The organism is Thalassospira sp. UBA1131 (assembly GCF_002311515.1).
Classification (GTDB): domain Bacteria; phylum Pseudomonadota; class Alphaproteobacteria; order Rhodospirillales; family Thalassospiraceae; genus Thalassospira.
The window spans coordinates 12,792-30,572 of the sequence record NZ_DCAO01000038.1 but is presented as its reverse complement, the minus strand read 5'-3'; the positions used below and the strand labels follow the sequence as shown (position 1 = coordinate 30,572).

Genomic DNA, 17,781 nt, shown 5'->3' with positions numbered 1-17,781 from the left:
GATGTCCGCCACAATGTCAGCCAGATTTCCAATGCGCTGATCAAGATGAACAGTGCGGCAGTTGGCGCGATTCCCAGCCTTGAGATGATTGATCGCTGCGGTCATGGCTGCTTGCAGATCATGGATGGGGAAAATGGCGGCACATCCGGCGCGCCAAAATTCCCGCAGCCGAGCCTTTTATCCTATATCTGGCGGACCGGTGTGCGGACCGATGATGACGGGCTGAAACGCATCGTCAAACACAGCCTGGATCGCATGTGCCAGGGCGGCATTTATGATCATCTGGGCGGCGGTTTTGCCCGCTACGCCGTCGATGACCAGTGGCTGGTGCCGCATTTCGAAAAGATGCTGTATGACAATGCCCAGCTGATTGATCTTCTGTGCGATGTCTGGCGGGTTGATCCCAATCCGCTTTATGCCAAACGGGTCGAGGAAACCATTACCTGGATCTTGCGCGAAATGCGCATTCCCGGTGGCGCCTTTACCGCAAGCCTTGATGCCGACAGCGAAGGGGTTGAAGGCAAGTTCTATGTCTGGTCAGAGGATGAAATCGATCAGATCCTTGGCGCGGACGCTGACCTGTTCAAGAAATTCTATGACGTGTCCAAAGACGGCAACTGGGAAGGCCATAATATCCTCAACCGCACGGCCTCGGGGCTCGAGCTTGCCGATGCTGCGACCGAGGAAAAGCTGGCGGAGCTTCGGGCCAAGCTTCTGACCGAACGCGCAAAACGCATTCGCCCGGGCTGGGATGACAAGGCGCTGACCGACTGGAACGCCATGACAATTGCCGCCTTTGCTGAGGCCGCCATGACCTTCCACCGCGCCGACTGGCTGGATTACGCCAAGCTTGCCTATGGCTTTGTCATCAATACCTTGATGAAGGGTGACCGCTTCCTGCACAGCTATCGCAATGGCCGCGTGCAGCATGCCGGGATGCTTGAGGATTATGCGCATATGATCCGCGCCGCCTTGAGGCTTTATGAATGCTTTGGCGAGGACGCCTATCTTAATGAAGCCATCCGGTGGTCGGCCGCGGTCGAAACCCTGTTTGCCGATGCCAAGGGCGGCTATTTCCAATCGGCATCGGATGCCAGTGACCTTGTCGTGCGCCAAAAACCCTTCATGGATAATGCCGTGCCATCGGGCAATGCGATCATGGCCCAGAACCTGGCCAAGCTTTATGCCCTGACTGGCGATGCGCAATACCGTGATCAGGCCGAAATCACCCTTGCGGCCTTTGGCGGGCGGATCAGCGAGCAATTCCCGAACATGCCGGGCCTTATGATGGCAGCCGAAATGCTGCAAAATCCGGTGCAGGTCGTGCTGATCGCCAAGGAGCGCAGCCAGACCTATCTTGACATGCGCCGCGCTATTTTTGGCGCGTATCTGCCCAACCGGGCGATCACGATCCTGTCTGATGGTGATCCCCTGCCCGACAGCCATCCGGCCCAGGGCAAGACCGCGATTGACGGCAAGGAAACCGCCTATATCTGTCAGGGGCCGGTATGTTCGGCGCCCGTCACAGGCGTGGAAGAATTAACCGAAATGCTGGCGGATTTACCCGCCAAGGCGGCCTAGCCCGATGCCACAAATCTCGCTCAACAGCCCCGTCGGCGCACTCACCGTTTTCGCGTTTGAAGATCAAATCGTTGCGCTTGACTGGGGATTTGTTGACGAGATTGAAAGCACACCGGTGCTTGAAGAAGCCCAAAAGCAGCTGAACGCCTATTTCGCAGGGCGCTTGCACAGCTTTGATTTACCGCTGGCCCCGGACGGGACGGATTTCCAGAAAACCGTCTGGCAAGCGATGTGCAAAATCCCGAAGGGCAAGACCGCGACCTACAAGGAACTGGCCACCATGGCCGGATCGCCCAAGGCGTTTCAGTCGGTTGGCACGGCATGCGGCCTTAACCCGATCCCGATCCTTATTCCCTGCCACCGCGTTCTGGCAACGGGCGACAAGCCGGGCGGCTATTCCGGCCATGGCGGGCTTGAAACCAAGCGCGCACTTTTAAAGATCGAAGGTGTGGATTTGCCCCTCCCGAGTGATCAGGGCGATCTTCCGTTTTAGTCCTGTTTTTCAAGGGCTTAATATTATTCTTCGGCATAGCACACAGCTTGCAGCTTGTTGCCATCCGGATCGCGGACATAGGCGGCATAATAGTTTGGCCCGTAATGCGCACGCGGGCCGGGTTGGCCTTCATCCATACCACCATGTTCAAGCGCTGCTGCGTGAAAGGCATCTACCATGTCACGTTGGTCTGCCTGAAACGCGATATGAGTACCATTGCCCCACGTTGCCGGACGCCCATCTGCCGGGCTGTAGATATAGATCGTTGGCATCTGTCCATCCCGCTCATAAGCCAGCGGCTTTTCCGGCGGCTTTGGCAATCGCTCAAAACCCAGCGCACCCAGAACGGCGTCATAAAAACGTGCGGAACGGGCCTTGTCATTGGTCCCGAGGGTGATGTGGCTGATAACTGACATGGGGCAATCCGGGTTATGGGCATTGGGCTTTTGGTCTGTTCACTATTGCATTAATCCATGCGGTTGCATAGAACATAAAGTGAACAACCGGAGAACCATGATGGACAGCCTGCAAGGATACACCGCCAAATCCGGGACACTTGTGCCGGTTTTCACCATCGAGGTGCAGACATAGCCCGAAGATACGGATCGCATTCTTGACGAAGTTATGAAGGTCCATCCGCTTGGCTTTGGACGGTATCAGCGCAATGCGAGCATTTCGGCAGTGGGAAAAGAAACCGCGCAGCCAGAACCGGGATCGACCACCACAACACATGTTGACGGATTTGCGGCCGGTTCGACTGAGACCTACCTGATGGTCGAGCTCAAAATCTCGATTGATCGCGACCAAAAGGCGCTCGCCAAAGTCATGGACGCGATCATCTATGCGCATCACTACGAGGAACCGGTGATCTTTGTCCGTGAGGACTGGGCAAGTCGCGCCGACTACAATCCGCAAAGTGACAACCCCAATCGCTGGTGGAACAACGGCAAAGGGTTGCCCGATCGGATTGATTAATCACGTCGTTTCGGATGGAATTCTTCCAATCCTGTGCTGCAAAGCAATCGCGATTAACCTACACTCCTCCCATTAACGAAACAGGCGTTGGAAAACGCAAAGATGGGAGGTCTTCCATGACCAAAGCATTCCGATTTTACGAGACCGGCGGCAGTGATGTCCTGAAATTTGAAGACGTCGACGTCGGTACTCCGGGCGAAGGCGAAGTCCGCCTGGCGCAAAAGGCCGTTGGCCTGAACTATATCGATATTTATTTCCGCTCCGGCGTTTATCCGGCACCGAGCATGCCATCGGGCCTTGGGCTTGAAGGTGCTGGTATCATTGAGGAAGTCGGTCCGGGTGTAACCGATCTGGCCGTGGGCGATCGCGTGGCCTACGCCGCACAGCCGCTTGGTGCCTATGCCGAAGCACGCGTGATGCCGGCCAAGGGTCTGGTCAAGATCCCCGATGATGTCAGTTTCGAACTGGCCGCAGCCGCCATGCTTCAGGGCATGACCGCACAATATCTTTTGCGCCGGACCTATAACGTCAAAAAGGGCGACACCATCCTGATCCATGCAGCCGCTGGTGGGGTTGGCCAGATTGTTTGTCAGTGGGCCAAGCATCTGGGGGCGACCGTGATCGGAACGGTCGGGTCCAAGGAAAAGGCAGAAATCGCCAAGGCCAAGGGCTGTGATTATCCGATCCTTTATCGCGACGAGGTCGTCTCGGAGCGGGTCAAGGAAATCACCAATGGCCAAGGCGTTGAAGTTGTTTACGATTCGGTCGGTAAGGACACCTTCGAGGATTCGCTTAAATGCCTCAAACGGCTTGGCATGATGGTGAGTTTTGGTCAGTCATCGGGTGCGGTGCCGCCGGTATCGCTGGCCCAGCTTGCCCCGGGGGCCTATTTCCTGACCCGACCCAGCATCTTCCAGTACAACGCCACCCGCGAAGAGCTTCTGGCCAGTGCGAATGAGCTGTTTGACGTTTTGAAATCGGGCATTGTCACGATTGATATCACCGCGACCTACCCGCTGGCCGATGCTGCCAAGGCGCATGACGACCTTGAAAGCCGCAAAACCAACGGGTCGATCGTCTTTACCGTCTGATCACGGCGTTCAACGCCCTGATACATCGATAGATTTCCGGATTGAGGCAGGGTTATTTCCCTGCCTCTTTCAGTTCGCTCTGGTGGAAAATCCGCACATCACGCGCAATTGCGTCAAAGCGCTCTGAAAGGCCTTCGCTCACTTCGCGGCACGGAGCGATGACGGCTTCGGCCCAGTCGACATAGGCCAGTATCTGCCTTTCATCCCAGCCAACCGGTGTGTCGGTCAGCATTGCACCGACATTGGCGACCTTGTCGGCCAGTCGGACCAGCTTGGCACCGTTGGTCAGGCTTGGGGCGGTTTCGATCTGCTTTGCCTTGCGCTCGTCCCTTGGCAGGGCCTTGTCATCACTGACTTCGAGCACGATATCGGCGATGATATCATTAAAACAGGCGGCAATTTCATCGCGGGTCGCCCCGCAATCCTCGATCACGTCATGCAGAACGGCGGCACAGAGAATATCCTCGTCCGTCCCCGGTTCGCATTCGACAATCAGGCGGGAAACCTCAATCGGGTGATTGATATAGGGTTCCTGTGCAGCGCCTTTGCGACGCTGGTCGCGATGGGCACGGGCGGCGAAATCAACGGATTTGAGTAGAAGCTGCATCAAGCGCGATATGATCGTGAACGGGTTGCCCAGAGTCCCACGGCTTTTGCGTGGTTTCAAGCCTTGATCCGTCCCGCCCGATGAAAATCATGCAGAGCCGTGAAAAACAGCGGCAAACAGGATAGACTGACAGCAAAGCCATGACCCGGGAGAGGCCAATAATGTCACAGGAAATGCGCCTGAAACTGACCTTGTGGAATGAAAACGCTGAGACCCCGCTGCATCTGAGTGCGCTTGCCCCCAAGGATGGCTGGCAAAGCGCCCCGCCCAACCGGATTGAAGCCGGTGAAACAGTGGTGTGCGAGATCACGGCTGCCAACACATTGGCGATTACGCTCAATTACGGCACCTGCCATATCGGCATTCATCTGAGCGACGACAATTTTTCCATCGAGCCAGGTGATGCCCGTGTGGATCGGCAGAAACTGGGGAGCGGCCTGGCAGAGGTGACACTGGCTCTTGGATAGAGGTTGTTTAACGGTTATTTCGATATTGAAATAAAAAACGGGACCACAAAGGGTCCCGTTTGTTCTTACGATCCAGTAGACCGGGCCCATCAGGCCCGTTCGGCATCAGCCGTTCATGGAATCGAAGAAGTCGTCGTTGTTCTTGGTGCCCTTGAGCTTGCCAAGCAGGAATTCCATCGCGTCCTGCGGGCCCATCGGGTTGAGGATACGACGCAGCACCCACATCTTGGACAGAACGCTCTTGTCGACCAGAAGCTCTTCCTTACGGGTACCCGATTTGAGGATATCAATCGCCGGGAAGATACGTTTGTCAGACAGTTTGCGATCCAGGATAAGCTCGGAGTTACCGGTCCCCTTGAATTCTTCAAAGATGACCTCGTCCATGCGCGAACCGGTATCGATCAGGGCGGTCGCGATGATGGTCAAAGAGCCACCCTCTTCGATGTTACGGGCCGCACCGAAGAAACGCTTCGGACGTTGCAGCGCGTTGGCATCGACACCACCGGTCAGGACCTTGCCCGAGCTCGGCACCACGGTGTTGTAAGCACGTGCCAGACGGGTGATCGAGTCCAGCAGGATGACAACATCATGCTTGTGTTCGACCAGACGTTTGGCCTTTTCCAGAACCATTTCAGTGACCTGAACGTGACGCTGGGCCGGTTCATCGAAGGTCGAGGAAATGACTTCGCCCTTCACCGAACGGTCCATGTCGGTCACTTCTTCCGGACGTTCATCAATCAGAAGAACGATCAGATAGGCTTCCGGGTGGTTTTCCTCGATCGCGTGCGCAATGTTTTGCAGCATCACGGTTTTACCGGTGCGCGGCGGTGCGACGATCAGGGCACGCTGACCTTTACCAAGCGGCGAAACCAGTTCGATCACGCGGTTGGTGGTGTCCTTGTTGGCCCCTTCCTGGTCGGATTGACGCTCCATCTTGAGCGGCTCATCAGGATAGAGCGGGGTCAGGTTATCGAAATTAACGCGCTGACGGACTTTTTCCGGCGCATCGAAATTGACCTTGTCGACCTTGAGTAGGGCGAAATACCGTTCGCCTTCTTTCGGCGAGCGGATCTGGCCTTCAACGGTGTCGCCAGTTCGCAAGCTAAAACGCCGCACCTGGCTCGGACTGACATAAATGTCGTCAGGGCCGGCAAGGTAGTTTGCCTCGGGGCTGCGCAGGAAGCCGAAACCATCGGGCAGAACTTCAAGAACACCTTCGCCAAAGATGGCGTGGTCATTCTCGGCCAACTGCTTGAGGATCGCGAACATCAGCTCCTGCTTGCGGAGCGTGCTGGCGTTTTCGATTTCGAGTTCATCAGACAGAGCAAGCAGCTCGGTCGGAGATTTCTTTTTAAGGTCCTGAAGATGCATATGTGCGTTTAATGATCTGTGGTTGCCGAAAGGGCGAAGATTTTATGGAGATAGAAAAGAGAATGTGCGGTTGACCGTCAGGCAAGGCGCTCAGGCTTTTGCTGGGGCGTGCGGACGGTTCGAAACCTTGGAGTTGCAAGAAAGGCAGGTCTTTTCATGTTTCTGGATCGAAACACCCCCGATTGATACCCTTGAAAATCGCAATAGTCAAACCGTGATTCGAAAGAACCTGGCAATTTTACAGCCATTGATACGAAAATATCACATCTCGCCCCCGGCAACCGACCGCATTCCGCTGGTCCGTGACGGGTTTGAGCCAGAATCCCGTGTCCTTTGTCATCTGTACTTTTGCATCAAACTGTCTGGGCCTCGCGCACGGACGCAAGGAAATCGGCCACTTCCTTGCGCAGGCTGGTCGCGACATTGGCAACCTGATCACAGGCGACGATAACGTGATCGGCGGCCTCGCCAGCATTGTCGGTTGCCTCGCGAATAGCGGCAACATTGCCCGAAACCTCTGTCGTGCCTTGTGAGGCACGATCAATATTATTGGCAATTTCCGAGGTTGCGGCTTCCTGTTCATTGACCGCGGCTGCCAATGAGGACGAGGTCGCGTCAATCTGGCCGATTTTTTCGCCAATCCGCGAAAACGCATCAACCGCGCGTTCTGTCGCGTCCTGCAGATTGCCCATCTGTTCGGAAATTTCGTCGGTTGCGCGCGATGTCTGGGTCGCAAGGTTTTTGACCTCGTTGGCGACCACGGCAAATCCCTTGCCGGCCTCACCAGCACGGGCGGCTTCGATTGTCGCATTAAGCGCCAAAAGATTGGTCTGTTCGGCAATATCGCGGATCAGACCGATCACCTCGCCGATTTTTTCAGCACCTTCTTTCAGGGCCGTTGCAATGACTTCGGCCTCGCGGGCCTCGTCGGCGGCGGCGGTCGCATTATCCGACGACGCAGAAATCTGCCGGGAAATCTCAAGGATCGAATTGGCCAGCTGTTCGGTTGCCGAGGAAACCGCGGACACATTTTCGGACGCAGATTTCGCGTCGTCTGCCACCAGGCGAGCCTTTTCGCGGGTCTCATCGATGGCCGATGTCATGTTTGAAGACGTGGTGCGCAAACCATCAGTCGACTGGCCGATATCACCCAGCAAGGCGTTGATCCTCGCCTCAAATCGTTCGGCCAGCCGGCTGACTTTTTCGGCACGGGCAAATCGGGCGGCCTGTTCCTTTTCACTTTGGGCAGCCATTTCCCTGTTCTCGACAAGGCTGTCGCGGAAAAACTGCACTGAACGGGCCATGGCCCCGACCTCATCCCCGCGCGCGGCCCCGGATACCTTGACCGACAGGTCACCTGCGGTCAGATCGCTCATGGTTTTGGTCATGGCGCGGATCGGTGCAGAAATATCGCGACCAACGATGACAACCAATGTGCATGCAAGTGCGATAATGATCAGCAAACCGGCCAATGTGCCATAAAAATAAAGCTGCGCTTCAGAGAGCTTTTGCGCCGAGAGGGTGACCAGGCTTTGGGCAATATGGTCTTCTATCATCTTGTAAATATTAATCTTTACCGTGATGGTCGCAAACCAGTCTGTCCCCGCAATGCCATTGGTGGTTCCGGTTACCGGGTAACTGAGCGCCACATCACGCAGCTTGTTGACCGCCTCAACCGCCGGGTCCTGCATCGCGCGGTCGTAAAATTCCCTGATCTCTGGTGCGGCCATTTCCTCGAACACAGAGAGATAAGCGTTTTGAAGGGTGATCAGCTCGACAAATCGACGATAAAGGTTGGGTTCGAACTTGCCCATGCCAAACCCGGCCGCACCTGTGGCGCGCTCAAGCCCGCCACGTTCCTTGGCCTGCATGAAATCATTAAAGGCAGCGATCGAGCGGACCAGTTCGGGATCGTTGCTGATTGTGCTCATGACATTGACGGTCGAGAGCATGCCGGAAATGATTGAGGTATAGAAGCGAACCGCCTCGCCAAGTTCGATATCCAGCGCATAGACCTTGGCGCGTGTTTGGGGCACGGTATCAAGCAGCCCAACAAAGACGCCAACCTGCTCTGCCAGACCCGGGTCATAGGCGGATAGATCAAAGTCGTTTAACGCATTGCGCAAAGACTGAATGCGGGCATCGGACAAGTTGCGCTGATCGGCAAGTTGCGGTCCGAACTGTTCACCTTTGGAGCCGATAAAGCCCGCCGATGCGCCCCGTTCCTTTTGCAATTCGTGTACGGTTGCACCGATCTGAACCGCAAGTTCGGTCAAGCCGCCAATTTTGCCAAGTTCATCCATTTCCCGATAACGGTCGGAAATTATGACGCCGGACAGAACAACAAGTCCCAACAAAGGTGGGATCAGGGAAATCGCAAGTTTCTTGCCAATCTGAATATTCGCAAACATGTAAAGCCCCGTGCATTGTGGAATGCGAGGCCGCCAAATATGCGTTCTTCCAACTCCCGGGGCGCGCAGGTTTTATATTGATACGATATCGTATCAATTGCCTTTTATTATTGGTGTGGTGACGCGCCTGGACTTTGTGCGGCGCAAAATAATCTGCACGGCACATTTGGATATTGTAACCCTTGGATTAAATTCAATGGCTACGTTTCAACTTAAAAGTCATTCAGGAAATCCTGTTTCACGAAGAGCGATGCTGTTCGCGCACAATTTCAAGCATCCGGTTAAGCTGATCCTCGCTCAGGCCAGCGATGCGTTCTGACAGCAGGTTGGCCAGTTCGGTGGCTTGGGGTTCCAGTCCGGCGGTATCGACGGTGATTTTCGGGTGCGAGAGCTGGGCCAGACGTTTGACGTCATCGACCTCGTCCCAGACCAGATTGAAATAACCGCAGATTTGCTGCACCAGGCCGGGGCTGGGCCGCCCGCGATGACCGTGTTCAAGCGCGGACAGATAGGCCGGTGACAGCTGCAAGGCGGTTGCCATATCGGTCAGCGTCACGTTGTTGCGCGCGCGGAGTTCCCGGATGCGATTGCCAAAAGGTGTCACGGGCGTCTCCGTTTCAACAAGACATAAAAGGCCCCGGCGCCACCGTGCTGGATCTGGGCCTGATGGATAGCAAGGATGCGATTGCGCAGGTTTGGCGCACTCAGCCATTGCGGGGTGCGTTCGCGCAAAAGACCGGTACGGCCATATTCATCAGCCCGCGATCCCTTGCCGGTGATTACGAGAACGCAACGTTTTCCGGCCCGCCAGCTATCCTCGATAAAGGCATTGAGCGCATTATGGGCGACTTCCTGGGTCATGCCATGCAGGTCAATGCGCCCGTCAATCGACATCTTGCCCTTCTGGAATTTGTTGGCGGTCGATCGATCAATCCCGTCGGTGACACCGGGTTTCAGTTCGGAAAGGTTCTGTTTTTTGATCTTTGGGCCACGATCAGCATGACGGGCCGAGGGCAAATTGCGCGCAGCCCGGCTTTGTTCGGACTGTTCAAGCTTTTCGCCAAGATTGTCAGGCAGGGTAATCGCGGTATCGCTGGTGTGGATGTCATCATCAGACGCGACCACGTCATCACCGGCCTTGCGCCTTTTCTTGCGCAAAGGTTTGACGTCACGGGTAAAGACCTCCCACAGGGTCTTTTCGTCATCCGTGACGGTGCGGCGTCGCTTATTTGGTTTCTTCTGACTCATCGACCAAGACAATATGCAAGCGGCGCGGTCCATATACGCAAGGCTTTATCGTCCATTCGATATCACCTGTTTGCAACAGCCCGGTCACCCAAAGGAATGTTCGCGGCATATTGCCGTGTCATTGCTTTTCGCGCAACCGCGCCCGTCGCGCATTTCCCCGTCACGGCAACAATATGTTTGCAGGAAAAGCAGGCCAGACCGGGAAAGGTGACCCGACGGGATTGTGTTTCAGGTGTCGACGTCGGTCAGATCGACACAGGTGACCCCGTTATTATCAAGATCAAGCATCGCCTTGAGAAACGCACTGTCGAGATTGGTCGAAAGCCCGTGCATCCGGCGGTTTTCAACAAAAAAGCCGTTGGTTTTGAAGCGATCAAGCTGGGTTTGCAGCCTTGTGATATCGCTTTGCGGCACATCACCACTGATCGCGATATAGAGATAACAGGTGCGATAGGGCTTGATACCAGTCACATCAGGAATGCTGACTTCGGGATATTCGGCACGGACCTTATCAAGATAATGGCGCAGGATATTGCCACCGATGGCAATCAGATCGACGCGATCAGCCATCATCATCGGCAACAGAAGTTCTTCACGCGGCACCATAACCAGTTGTTTCGCCCCGCGATCACGAAGATATCCTTCACGCGCCGATCCCATCAGAACCCCGATCCGGGCATCGCGCAAAAGTGTGTCAAACGCCATGTCCGACCAACCGGTATCGACAAAGCCAAACAGGTTCCAGAAGGTCCGGCTGACCGGCCCCACCCATTGGAAAACATCTTCGCGGTGATCAATCCGGGTGGTGGGGTAAATCACGTGGCCGACTTCGCGTCCGGCCAATTCCATCTGCCGTTTCCAGGGCATTTGCGGAACGATTTCAACAGCCAAACCGGCCTTGGTAAACAGTTCGATGGCAAGCGTATCGAAGTAGCCTGGCTCCGGCCGGCCCGATGACTGAACCCGCGTACTTTCAGACAGATGGATGATGTAGGTGCCATCAAACGTGGAGTTTTCTGGAGCTTTTTCGTCAGTGAGTGTCTGGGCGCGAAGATTACCTAAAGCCGTGATCAGCGCACAGACCAAAACCAGCATCGCAAGGAGGCGATTGGCGTATTGAGAAACTGTAAGTTCGGAAAACCGCAATGATGGACACCGCTGTTTTCCCATCTTATGCCTCTTGCTTTATAAGCCAGAGCGCGTCTTTGACTTTGGCCTCGATATAGGCGCGGTGAGCAGCAAGTTCTTCGTCGCTGATCACATGCGGCCTTGGTTCCAGCCGGTTGCCCCGCGGGCCCAGAACCCGACGCCCGCCGTTATCTTCATCCTGATCACCATTCAAGGCATTGGGATCAAGCGACAGGCCGTGCTGACGGCCACCCAGAAGTTCCAGATAGACCTGCGCCAGAAGATCGGAGTCAAGCAGGGCTCCGTGAAGGGTACGGTTGGAGTTATCGATCTTGAACCGACGACATAGCGCATCGAGGCTGACCGGGGATCCGGGGAATTTCTTGCGCGCCATCTGAACGGTATCAAGGGCGCGTTCCATGGCAATGCGCGGCTTATTGAGCCATTCGAGCTCGGCATTGAGGAACTTCATATCAAAGCTGGCATTGTGAATGACAAGAACCGAATCCTCGCCAATGAATTCGATGAAATCATCGGCAACCTCGGCAAAGACCGGCTGATCTTTGAGGAACTCATCGCCCAAACCGTGAACGTCGAATGCCTCCTTGGGCATCGGGCGCTGGGGATTGATATACTGGTGATACTGCCGCCCGGTGGGCATGTGATTGATCAGTTCGATACAGCCGATTTCAACCAGTCTGTGGTCAGCATAGGGATCAAGGCCGGTGGTCTCGGTATCAAGAACAATCTCACGCATGTAGTCTTTATCCAGTCATCAACTGAGTTGGTCGATAATACCCTGAATATATTGAAAAGTGACGGCACGCCCCAACCCGGTCGGGATGATAAAATCAGCGCGCTTTCGCTTTTCGATATCTGGCATCTGTTTGGACAGAATGGCGGAAAATTTTGTCTCCGTCATCCCTTCTCGCGAAAGAACACGCTGGCGTTGTATGAACCCCGGGGCCGATACAACCGCAACATGATCACAGCGCTTTTCACCGGATGTTTCATATAAAAGCGGGATGTCGAGAACAACCAGCTTGCGCCCCAAACGACGCTGAGCGGCCAGGAACCGGTTTTCGGCTGCGCGCACCAGCGGATGCAGGATGGTTTCAAGCGTTTTTAGAACATCCGGATTGGCAAAAGCGATCTTGCCCAATGCCTGTCGATCAATCCGGCCACTAACGATCACATCGGGAAAGGCCTTGGCGATCGGGTCAAAGGCAAGGCCATCTGGCGCCATCAATTCATGGGTCGTGGCATCGGCATCATGGACCGGCACACCAAGGTGACGAAACATCGCCGCCACGGTTGATTTGCCCATCCCGATGGAGCCGGTTAACCCAAGAATTTTCATAATAAGATTACCCTTCGGATCTTAATCCGGCGAAAGAACAAAATCGCGCAGTTCCTGGGTGACTTCGGGATCAATCCCGAACCAGCGATGGAAACCCGGTCTTGCCTGATGGAGCAACATGCCAAGCCCGTCGACAATCGGATTGCCGCGGGCCTTGGCCTGCACCAGCAAATCGGTCATCAGCGGCGCATAGACAATATCAGTGACAAGGGCGGTTTGCGGCAGACCGGACAGATCGATCTCAAGCTTGGGCTGGCCGACCATGCCAAGGCTTGTGGTATTGACGACAAGCGACGCGCCGGCAAGCGCATCAGGTGCAACCGGCCAGTCAATCACCTTGATCCGCGGGTCCTTGATTTCGGCTGCGACGTCTTCGGCGCGTTTGCGGGTCCGGTTGGCCAGACGAATTTCCGGGCAGCCTTCATCCAGCAAGGCTACCAAAACCGCACGGCACGCACCACCTGCCCCAAGCACCACCGCCGGACCGCTGGCAAAGGCGATATCGGGGGCTTCCTGCCGCAGGTTTTCAAGGAAGCCAAATCCGTCGGTATTATCGCCCAAAAGACGACCATCCTTGGCAAAGGTCACGGTATTGACCGCCCCGATGCGGCGCGCACGATCGGACAGTTCATCACATTCGGGCATCGCCATTTCCTTTTGCGGAATGGTGACATTGACCCCGGAAAAGCCCAGATTGCGCAAGGAAATCAAGGCTGCCTGAAAGTTTTCCGGCTCCACGGGCAGTGGCATATAACAGCCATCAATGCCGTATTTCGCCAGCCAATAGCCATGCAGGCGCGGCGATTTCGAATGCGATACAGGCCAGCCCATCACGCCGGCAAGGCGTGATGTTCCAGAAAGCGTGCGATAAGGATTTCGCGAGGTCATTGCGTGCTGTTTCCTGCCAGATGGGTTTTTGATGCGTTTTTGTGATTATGCCTTGAGAACACCGTGATCGCGCAAGAAGCCAATCAGCGGCAAAAGCGGCATGCCCAGCACGGTGAAGTAATCGCCGCGCACCTCTGTAAACAGCTGCGCGCCAAGGCCTTCAAGCTGATAGCCACCGACACAGTGATAAATCTCTTCGCCGGCGGCATCGAGATATTCTTCGAGCCATTCATCGGTGAAGTTGCGCACGGTAAGATGGGCGGTATCAATCGTGCCCCAGATGCGCGAGCCTTCCTTATATATAACAGCGGCCGACACCAGCTTGTGACTTTTGCCCCGCAGGGCCAGAAGTTGCGCGCGGGTATTGTCACGGTCCATCGGCTTGTCAAACCAGATGCCATTGCATTCCAGCATCTGATCAGCGGCAATCACAATCGCATCTGGTTGCTGGCGATACATGCGTAGCGCCTTCATCTCAGCCAGGGTTTCCGCGGCCTCGGCCGCCGTCGCACCCTCGGCCTTCATCGCCTGTTTATAGCCATCCTCGTCAATCATCGAGGCGACGGCTTCGCAATTGACACCAGCATTGGTCAGCATGGCATGGCGGGCCTTGCTGCTGGAGGCGAGAATAAGACGATGGGTGCTGGGCATATGTTTATCCTGTTGGTGCGGCTTAATGACCGCGGCGGTCATACATGGTCGATAAAATGATGGCGGCGGTTTCTTCGATGGACCGGCGGGTCACATTAATGATCTTCCAGCCGCGTTCGGTAAAGTATCGCCGGGCCTGATGAACTTCATCGCGGACTGCGACCGGATCAACGTAATCGCCGCCCTCGCCGCGTTCGATCTGACGCAGGCGGTTTTTACGGATCGAGACCAGCTGATCAACATCCTTGATCAGACCAACCACCAGCGGTTTTTTGAGCTGATCAAGTTCCGGCGGCAACGGGCAGCCCGGCACAAACGGAATATTGGCAGTCTTGATGCCGCGATTGGCCAGATAAACCGATGTCGGGGTTTTGGACGTGCGCGAGACACCGACAATCACCACATCGGCGTCTTCCAGATCCCAGCCCGATTGGCCGTCATCATGGGTCAGGGTGTAATCGATCGCCTCGATCCGGTTGAAATATTCCTCGTCCATTTTATGGAGCGCACCGGTCCGGCCGTGCGATTGCTGCCCCAGATACCCGGCCATCATGGTGACGGTATTATCAAGCACGTGGCTGTGCGGGACCTGCAGGCGGCGACAGCCTTCTTCAAGCTTGCGGCGGATGTCGCTGTCAAAGACGGTATAAAGAACGATGCCGGGATTGCGTTCGATATCGGCCAAGACCCGCGCCAGCTGGGCATCGGTCCGGATCAGCGACCAGACATGTTCATGGGCACGCACATCGGGAAACTGCGCGACACAGGCGCGCGCAATGCCATCGACCGTCTCGCCGGTTGAGTCCGAGACCAGATGAAGATGGAAAATTTTGTCCGTCCCGACCATGCCTGTCCGTTTCTTTGGTCAATTTTTGATCACCAAGCAGAATCTTATCCACTTTTTGCCGACCAAACGATTTTTCTAACTTTATTCAAACAACGTTACGGCTGTTCAAAATACCGATCACTAACCGGATGGATAAGAGTTTTATCGCAACCCGAAGTTAGCGGATCGGAGTCGGCCCTGTGGATAAATGTGGATAACGGGTGCGACTCCGACCCGATTTTTTCCACAGGAATTATCCTCCCGCTCATACAAAGTTTCTCAAGTGCTCTGTCCCGAGCGGGATAAGTGCCAAATTTTTCCCGTAATAACAGGGATAAGAATGCAAAAACCAGACTTATTCACCTTATCCCCATTATTCAAAAACGTCTTTTCCCAAGGAAGAGTCCGGGAGTCGTTCGGAGTCGTACACAGTTTTCCCCAAGGCCGCTTGAGATGAATCATTTTTCCCGAGTCGGAATGTGAATAAACTGTGCGTGAAATTTAATCCCTGTTATCCACAGGGAACCACTCACAAACAACATCCTTTTTTATTAAATAAGGTTTTGTTAGGCAGAACGTGGAAAACGTCTTGGCAAAGGCCCCAGGGCACATTTCACGAAATAACAAAGCCGGTTCTGACAGGTGGCCGAACGCCACGTGTCAGGCCAAAGATCAAAAAAGCGATCGGGAAGAGAAACAGGAAACCAGATGCCTAACACCCAAAAGACCTTCTTGCGTGCCCTTGCCGGAGAAACTCTCCCGGTACCGCCGATCTGGCTGATGCGCCAAGCTGGCCGCTATTTGCCAGAATACCGCGCAACCCGCGCAGAAGCAGGCTCTTTCCTTGATCTTTGCTATAATCCTGATCTTGCTTGCGAAGTTACGTTGCAGCCGCTGCGACGCTTTGACTTCGATGCGGCAATATTGTTCTCCGATATCCTCGTTATACCACAGGCACTTGGGCAGCATTTGGCCTTCAAGCAGGGAGAAGGCCCACAGCTTGAGGCCATCCGCGATGCTTCCGGCCTGGGCAAGCTTTCAGTTGAAGGCATTCATGACACGCTTGGTCCGATCTATGAGACGGTTTCAAAGCTTTCACACGCCATCCCATCAAGCACAGCACTGATCGGCTTTGCCGGTGCGCCCTGGACCGTTGCGACCTACATGGTCGAGGGCAAGGGATCCAAGGACTTCCCGAATATCCGCCGCTTTGCCTATGGCGATCCGGATGGTTTTGCCCAGCTGATCGACATTCTGGTCGAGGCAACCACGCAATATTTGCTGAAACAGGTTGAGGCCGGTGCAGAATGCATTCAGCTGTTTGAAACCTGGGGCGGGGTTCTGTCCGAGACCGGCTTTAATCGCTGGGTGATCGAGCCGACCAAACAGATCGTTGCCAATTTGCGCGCAGTCCACCCGGATCTGCCGATTATCGGCTTCCCGCGTGGCTGTGGCTTGCATCTGGTTGATTTCAAACAGAAAACCGGTGTGACCGCGGTTGGACTTGATAGTGGGGTGAAACTCGACTGGGTGGCGGAAAACCTTCAGAAACTGGGACCCGTGCAGGGCAATCTGGATCCGATGTTGCTGATTACCGGTGGCGATCCGATGTTTGATGAAACCAAGCGCATCCTTGATACGCTGGGCAAGGGGCCGTTCATCTTTAACCTTGGCCATGGCATTACGCCGGAAACCCCGCCGGAACATGTTGGTCAGCTGGTGGACTTCATTCGGGATTACAAAGGGTAAATGTCGGCAATTGCTGCATTTTATTTTGTGATTTTTGAAATCAATCAAATCGATTGAAAAATTCAATGCGTATGATGGGCGTTGCCTGTTGCGCTTGGGTCCGGTTTGACCAAAATAGGCGCCGGAGCGCGACGGGGTTACATCATTCCCGGTTTGTCGGGAACCGGTCCAGACACGATCTGACATGAAGGATAGCCAAATGTCCGAGACGACGCGCAAGAAACGCGCCATTGTTCTTTTCAATCTGGGGGGGCCGGACAGTCCGGCAGCTGTTGAGCCGTTTCTGTTCAACCTGTTTAATGATCCGGCGATCATCAGCCTGCCCAATCCGTTCCGTTATTTGCTGGCAAAGCTGATTTCACGTCGCCGTGCACCAATTGCGCGCGAGATTTATGATCATATCGGTGGCAAATCGCCGCTTCTGGAACTGACCCAGGAACAGGCAGATGCGCTTCAGATTGCGCTCAATGCCGAAGATGACGGCTATGAAAACCGTTGCTTTATCGCCATGCGCTACTGGAAGCCGTTTGCCGATGATACCGCGGCCGAGGTCAAGGCATGGGGCGCGGATGAACAGATCCTGCTTCCGCTTTATCCGCAGTTTTCAACCACCACCAGCGGATCGTCGGTCAAGGACTGGAAACGGGCCTGTGCCAAGGTTGGACTGACATCCCCGATCAAAACGGCATGCTGCTATCCGACCAATCCGGGCTTTGTCGAAGCATCGGCCGAGATGATCAAGGCGGGCTATGAGCGCGCCCTGGCCAAGGCCACCGAACTTGGCATTGATAAGCCGCGCATCCTGTTTTCCGCCCATGGTGTGCCCAAAGCCGTGATTACCAAGCGCGGTGATCCCTATCAGTCGCAGATCGAGAAAACATCGGCCGCCGTGGTCGAGAAAATGGCGATCAAAGGATTGGACTGGAACGTTTGTT

19 protein-coding genes are annotated in these 17,781 nt (G+C 55.0%); 7 read left to right on the top strand and 12 right to left on the bottom strand.

Annotated elements, in window-relative coordinates; translation table 11 throughout:
- Both B3Z49_RS06140 and B3Z49_RS06135 read left to right on the top strand, forming a co-directional pair.
- Positions 1-1,581 (top strand): thioredoxin domain-containing protein (locus B3Z49_RS06140; protein ID WP_296988981.1); only part of this gene is annotated, 1,581 nt, incomplete at its 5' end.
- Positions 1,582-1,585: 4 nt separating this feature from the next.
- On the top strand, positions 1,586-2,074 hold the full coding sequence (locus tag B3Z49_RS06135) for a methylated-DNA--[protein]-cysteine S-methyltransferase (protein WP_296988978.1): 489 nt from the start codon (positions 1,586-1,588) through the stop codon (positions 2,072-2,074).
- Positions 2,075-2,097: 23 nt separating this feature from the next.
- Here the strand turns inward: B3Z49_RS06135 and B3Z49_RS06130 are convergent, their stop codons facing one another.
- Positions 2,098-2,490, bottom strand: coding sequence for a VOC family protein (locus tag B3Z49_RS06130; RefSeq protein WP_296988976.1), 393 nt, complete (start codon positions 2,488-2,490; stop codon positions 2,098-2,100).
- 208 nt (positions 2,491-2,698) lie between these two features.
- Here B3Z49_RS06130 and B3Z49_RS06125 point away from each other — a divergent pair, with 208 nt between their 5' ends.
- Both B3Z49_RS06125 and B3Z49_RS06120 read left to right on the top strand, forming a co-directional pair.
- Entirely contained in the window at positions 2,699-3,049 is a 351-nt protein-coding gene (locus B3Z49_RS06125) for a hypothetical protein (RefSeq protein ID WP_296988974.1), read from the top strand.
- Positions 3,050-3,165: 116 nt separating this feature from the next.
- Positions 3,166-4,140: a quinone oxidoreductase family protein gene (locus tag B3Z49_RS06120; RefSeq protein WP_296988971.1), complete on the top strand. Its 975-nt coding sequence runs from the start codon at positions 3,166-3,168 to the stop codon at positions 4,138-4,140.
- A 52-nt stretch (positions 4,141-4,192) separates the two neighbouring features.
- Here B3Z49_RS06120 and B3Z49_RS06115 read toward each other — a convergent pair whose 3' ends face one another.
- Entirely contained in the window at positions 4,193-4,807 is a 615-nt protein-coding gene (locus B3Z49_RS06115; RefSeq protein WP_296988969.1) for an HD domain-containing protein, read from the bottom strand.
- A 101-nt stretch (positions 4,808-4,908) separates the two neighbouring features.
- Here B3Z49_RS06115 and B3Z49_RS06110 point away from each other — a divergent pair, with 101 nt between their 5' ends.
- Positions 4,909-5,214 carry a hypothetical protein gene (locus tag B3Z49_RS06110; protein WP_296988965.1) on the top strand — a complete coding sequence of 102 codons (306 nt, stop codon included), beginning with the start codon at positions 4,909-4,911 and terminating at the stop codon, positions 5,212-5,214.
- A gap of 105 nt (positions 5,215-5,319) precedes the next feature.
- On the opposite strand, the gene rho is transcribed toward B3Z49_RS06110, so the two are convergent.
- From rho to B3Z49_RS06060, 10 genes are all read right to left on the bottom strand, one after another.
- Positions 5,320-6,585: a transcription termination factor Rho gene (gene rho, locus B3Z49_RS06105; protein ID WP_008888761.1), complete on the bottom strand. Its 1,266-nt coding sequence runs from the start codon at positions 6,583-6,585 to the stop codon at positions 5,320-5,322.
- 353 nt (positions 6,586-6,938) lie between these two features.
- Complete coding sequence (locus B3Z49_RS06100) at positions 6,939-8,996, bottom strand: methyl-accepting chemotaxis protein (RefSeq protein WP_296988961.1); 2,058 nt, start codon at positions 8,994-8,996, stop codon at positions 6,939-6,941.
- Between the two features lie 238 nt (positions 8,997-9,234).
- Entirely contained in the window at positions 9,235-9,600 is a 366-nt protein-coding gene (locus tag B3Z49_RS06095) for a helix-turn-helix domain-containing protein (RefSeq protein ID WP_008888763.1), read from the bottom strand.
- A complete protein-coding gene (locus B3Z49_RS06090) occupies positions 9,597-10,244 on the bottom strand; it encodes a Smr/MutS family protein (protein WP_063086289.1) in 648 nt (215 codons plus the stop codon). Before B3Z49_RS06090 ends, B3Z49_RS06095 begins: the two co-directional genes overlap by 4 nt.
- A 228-nt stretch (positions 10,245-10,472) precedes the next feature.
- Positions 10,473-11,414, bottom strand: coding sequence for a substrate-binding periplasmic protein (locus B3Z49_RS06085; RefSeq protein WP_296988953.1), 942 nt, complete (start codon positions 11,412-11,414; stop codon positions 10,473-10,475).
- 1 nt (position 11,415) lies between these two features.
- Positions 11,416-12,129, bottom strand: coding sequence for a DNA polymerase III subunit epsilon (gene dnaQ, locus B3Z49_RS06080; RefSeq protein ID WP_296988950.1), 714 nt, complete (start codon positions 12,127-12,129; stop codon positions 11,416-11,418).
- Between the two features lie 18 nt (positions 12,130-12,147).
- Positions 12,148-12,732, bottom strand: coding sequence for a dephospho-CoA kinase (gene coaE, locus B3Z49_RS06075; protein WP_296988947.1), 585 nt, complete (start codon positions 12,730-12,732; stop codon positions 12,148-12,150).
- Positions 12,733-12,753: 21 nt separating this feature from the next.
- Complete coding sequence (locus B3Z49_RS06070; RefSeq protein WP_296988945.1) at positions 12,754-13,620, bottom strand: shikimate dehydrogenase; 867 nt, start codon at positions 13,618-13,620, stop codon at positions 12,754-12,756.
- Between the two features lie 45 nt (positions 13,621-13,665).
- The gene (locus B3Z49_RS06065) at positions 13,666-14,271 is read right to left on the bottom strand and encodes a Maf family protein (protein ID WP_063086279.1); all 606 of its coding nucleotides are present in this window, start codon (positions 14,269-14,271) and stop codon (positions 13,666-13,668) included.
- Positions 14,272-14,293: 22 nt separating this feature from the next.
- Entirely contained in the window at positions 14,294-15,118 is an 825-nt protein-coding gene (locus B3Z49_RS06060; protein WP_008888770.1) for a pyruvate, water dikinase regulatory protein, read from the bottom strand.
- 687 nt (positions 15,119-15,805) lie between these two features.
- On the opposite strand from B3Z49_RS06060, the gene hemE reads away from it, so the two are divergent.
- Positions 15,806-16,846, top strand: a complete 1,041-nt coding sequence (gene hemE, locus B3Z49_RS06055) for a uroporphyrinogen decarboxylase (RefSeq protein WP_287443680.1) — start codon at positions 15,806-15,808, stop codon at positions 16,844-16,846.
- A 199-nt stretch (positions 16,847-17,045) separates the two neighbouring features.
- A partial coding sequence (hemH, locus tag B3Z49_RS06050) for a ferrochelatase (protein ID WP_296988940.1) occupies positions 17,046-17,781 on the top strand: 736 nt, incomplete at its 3' end.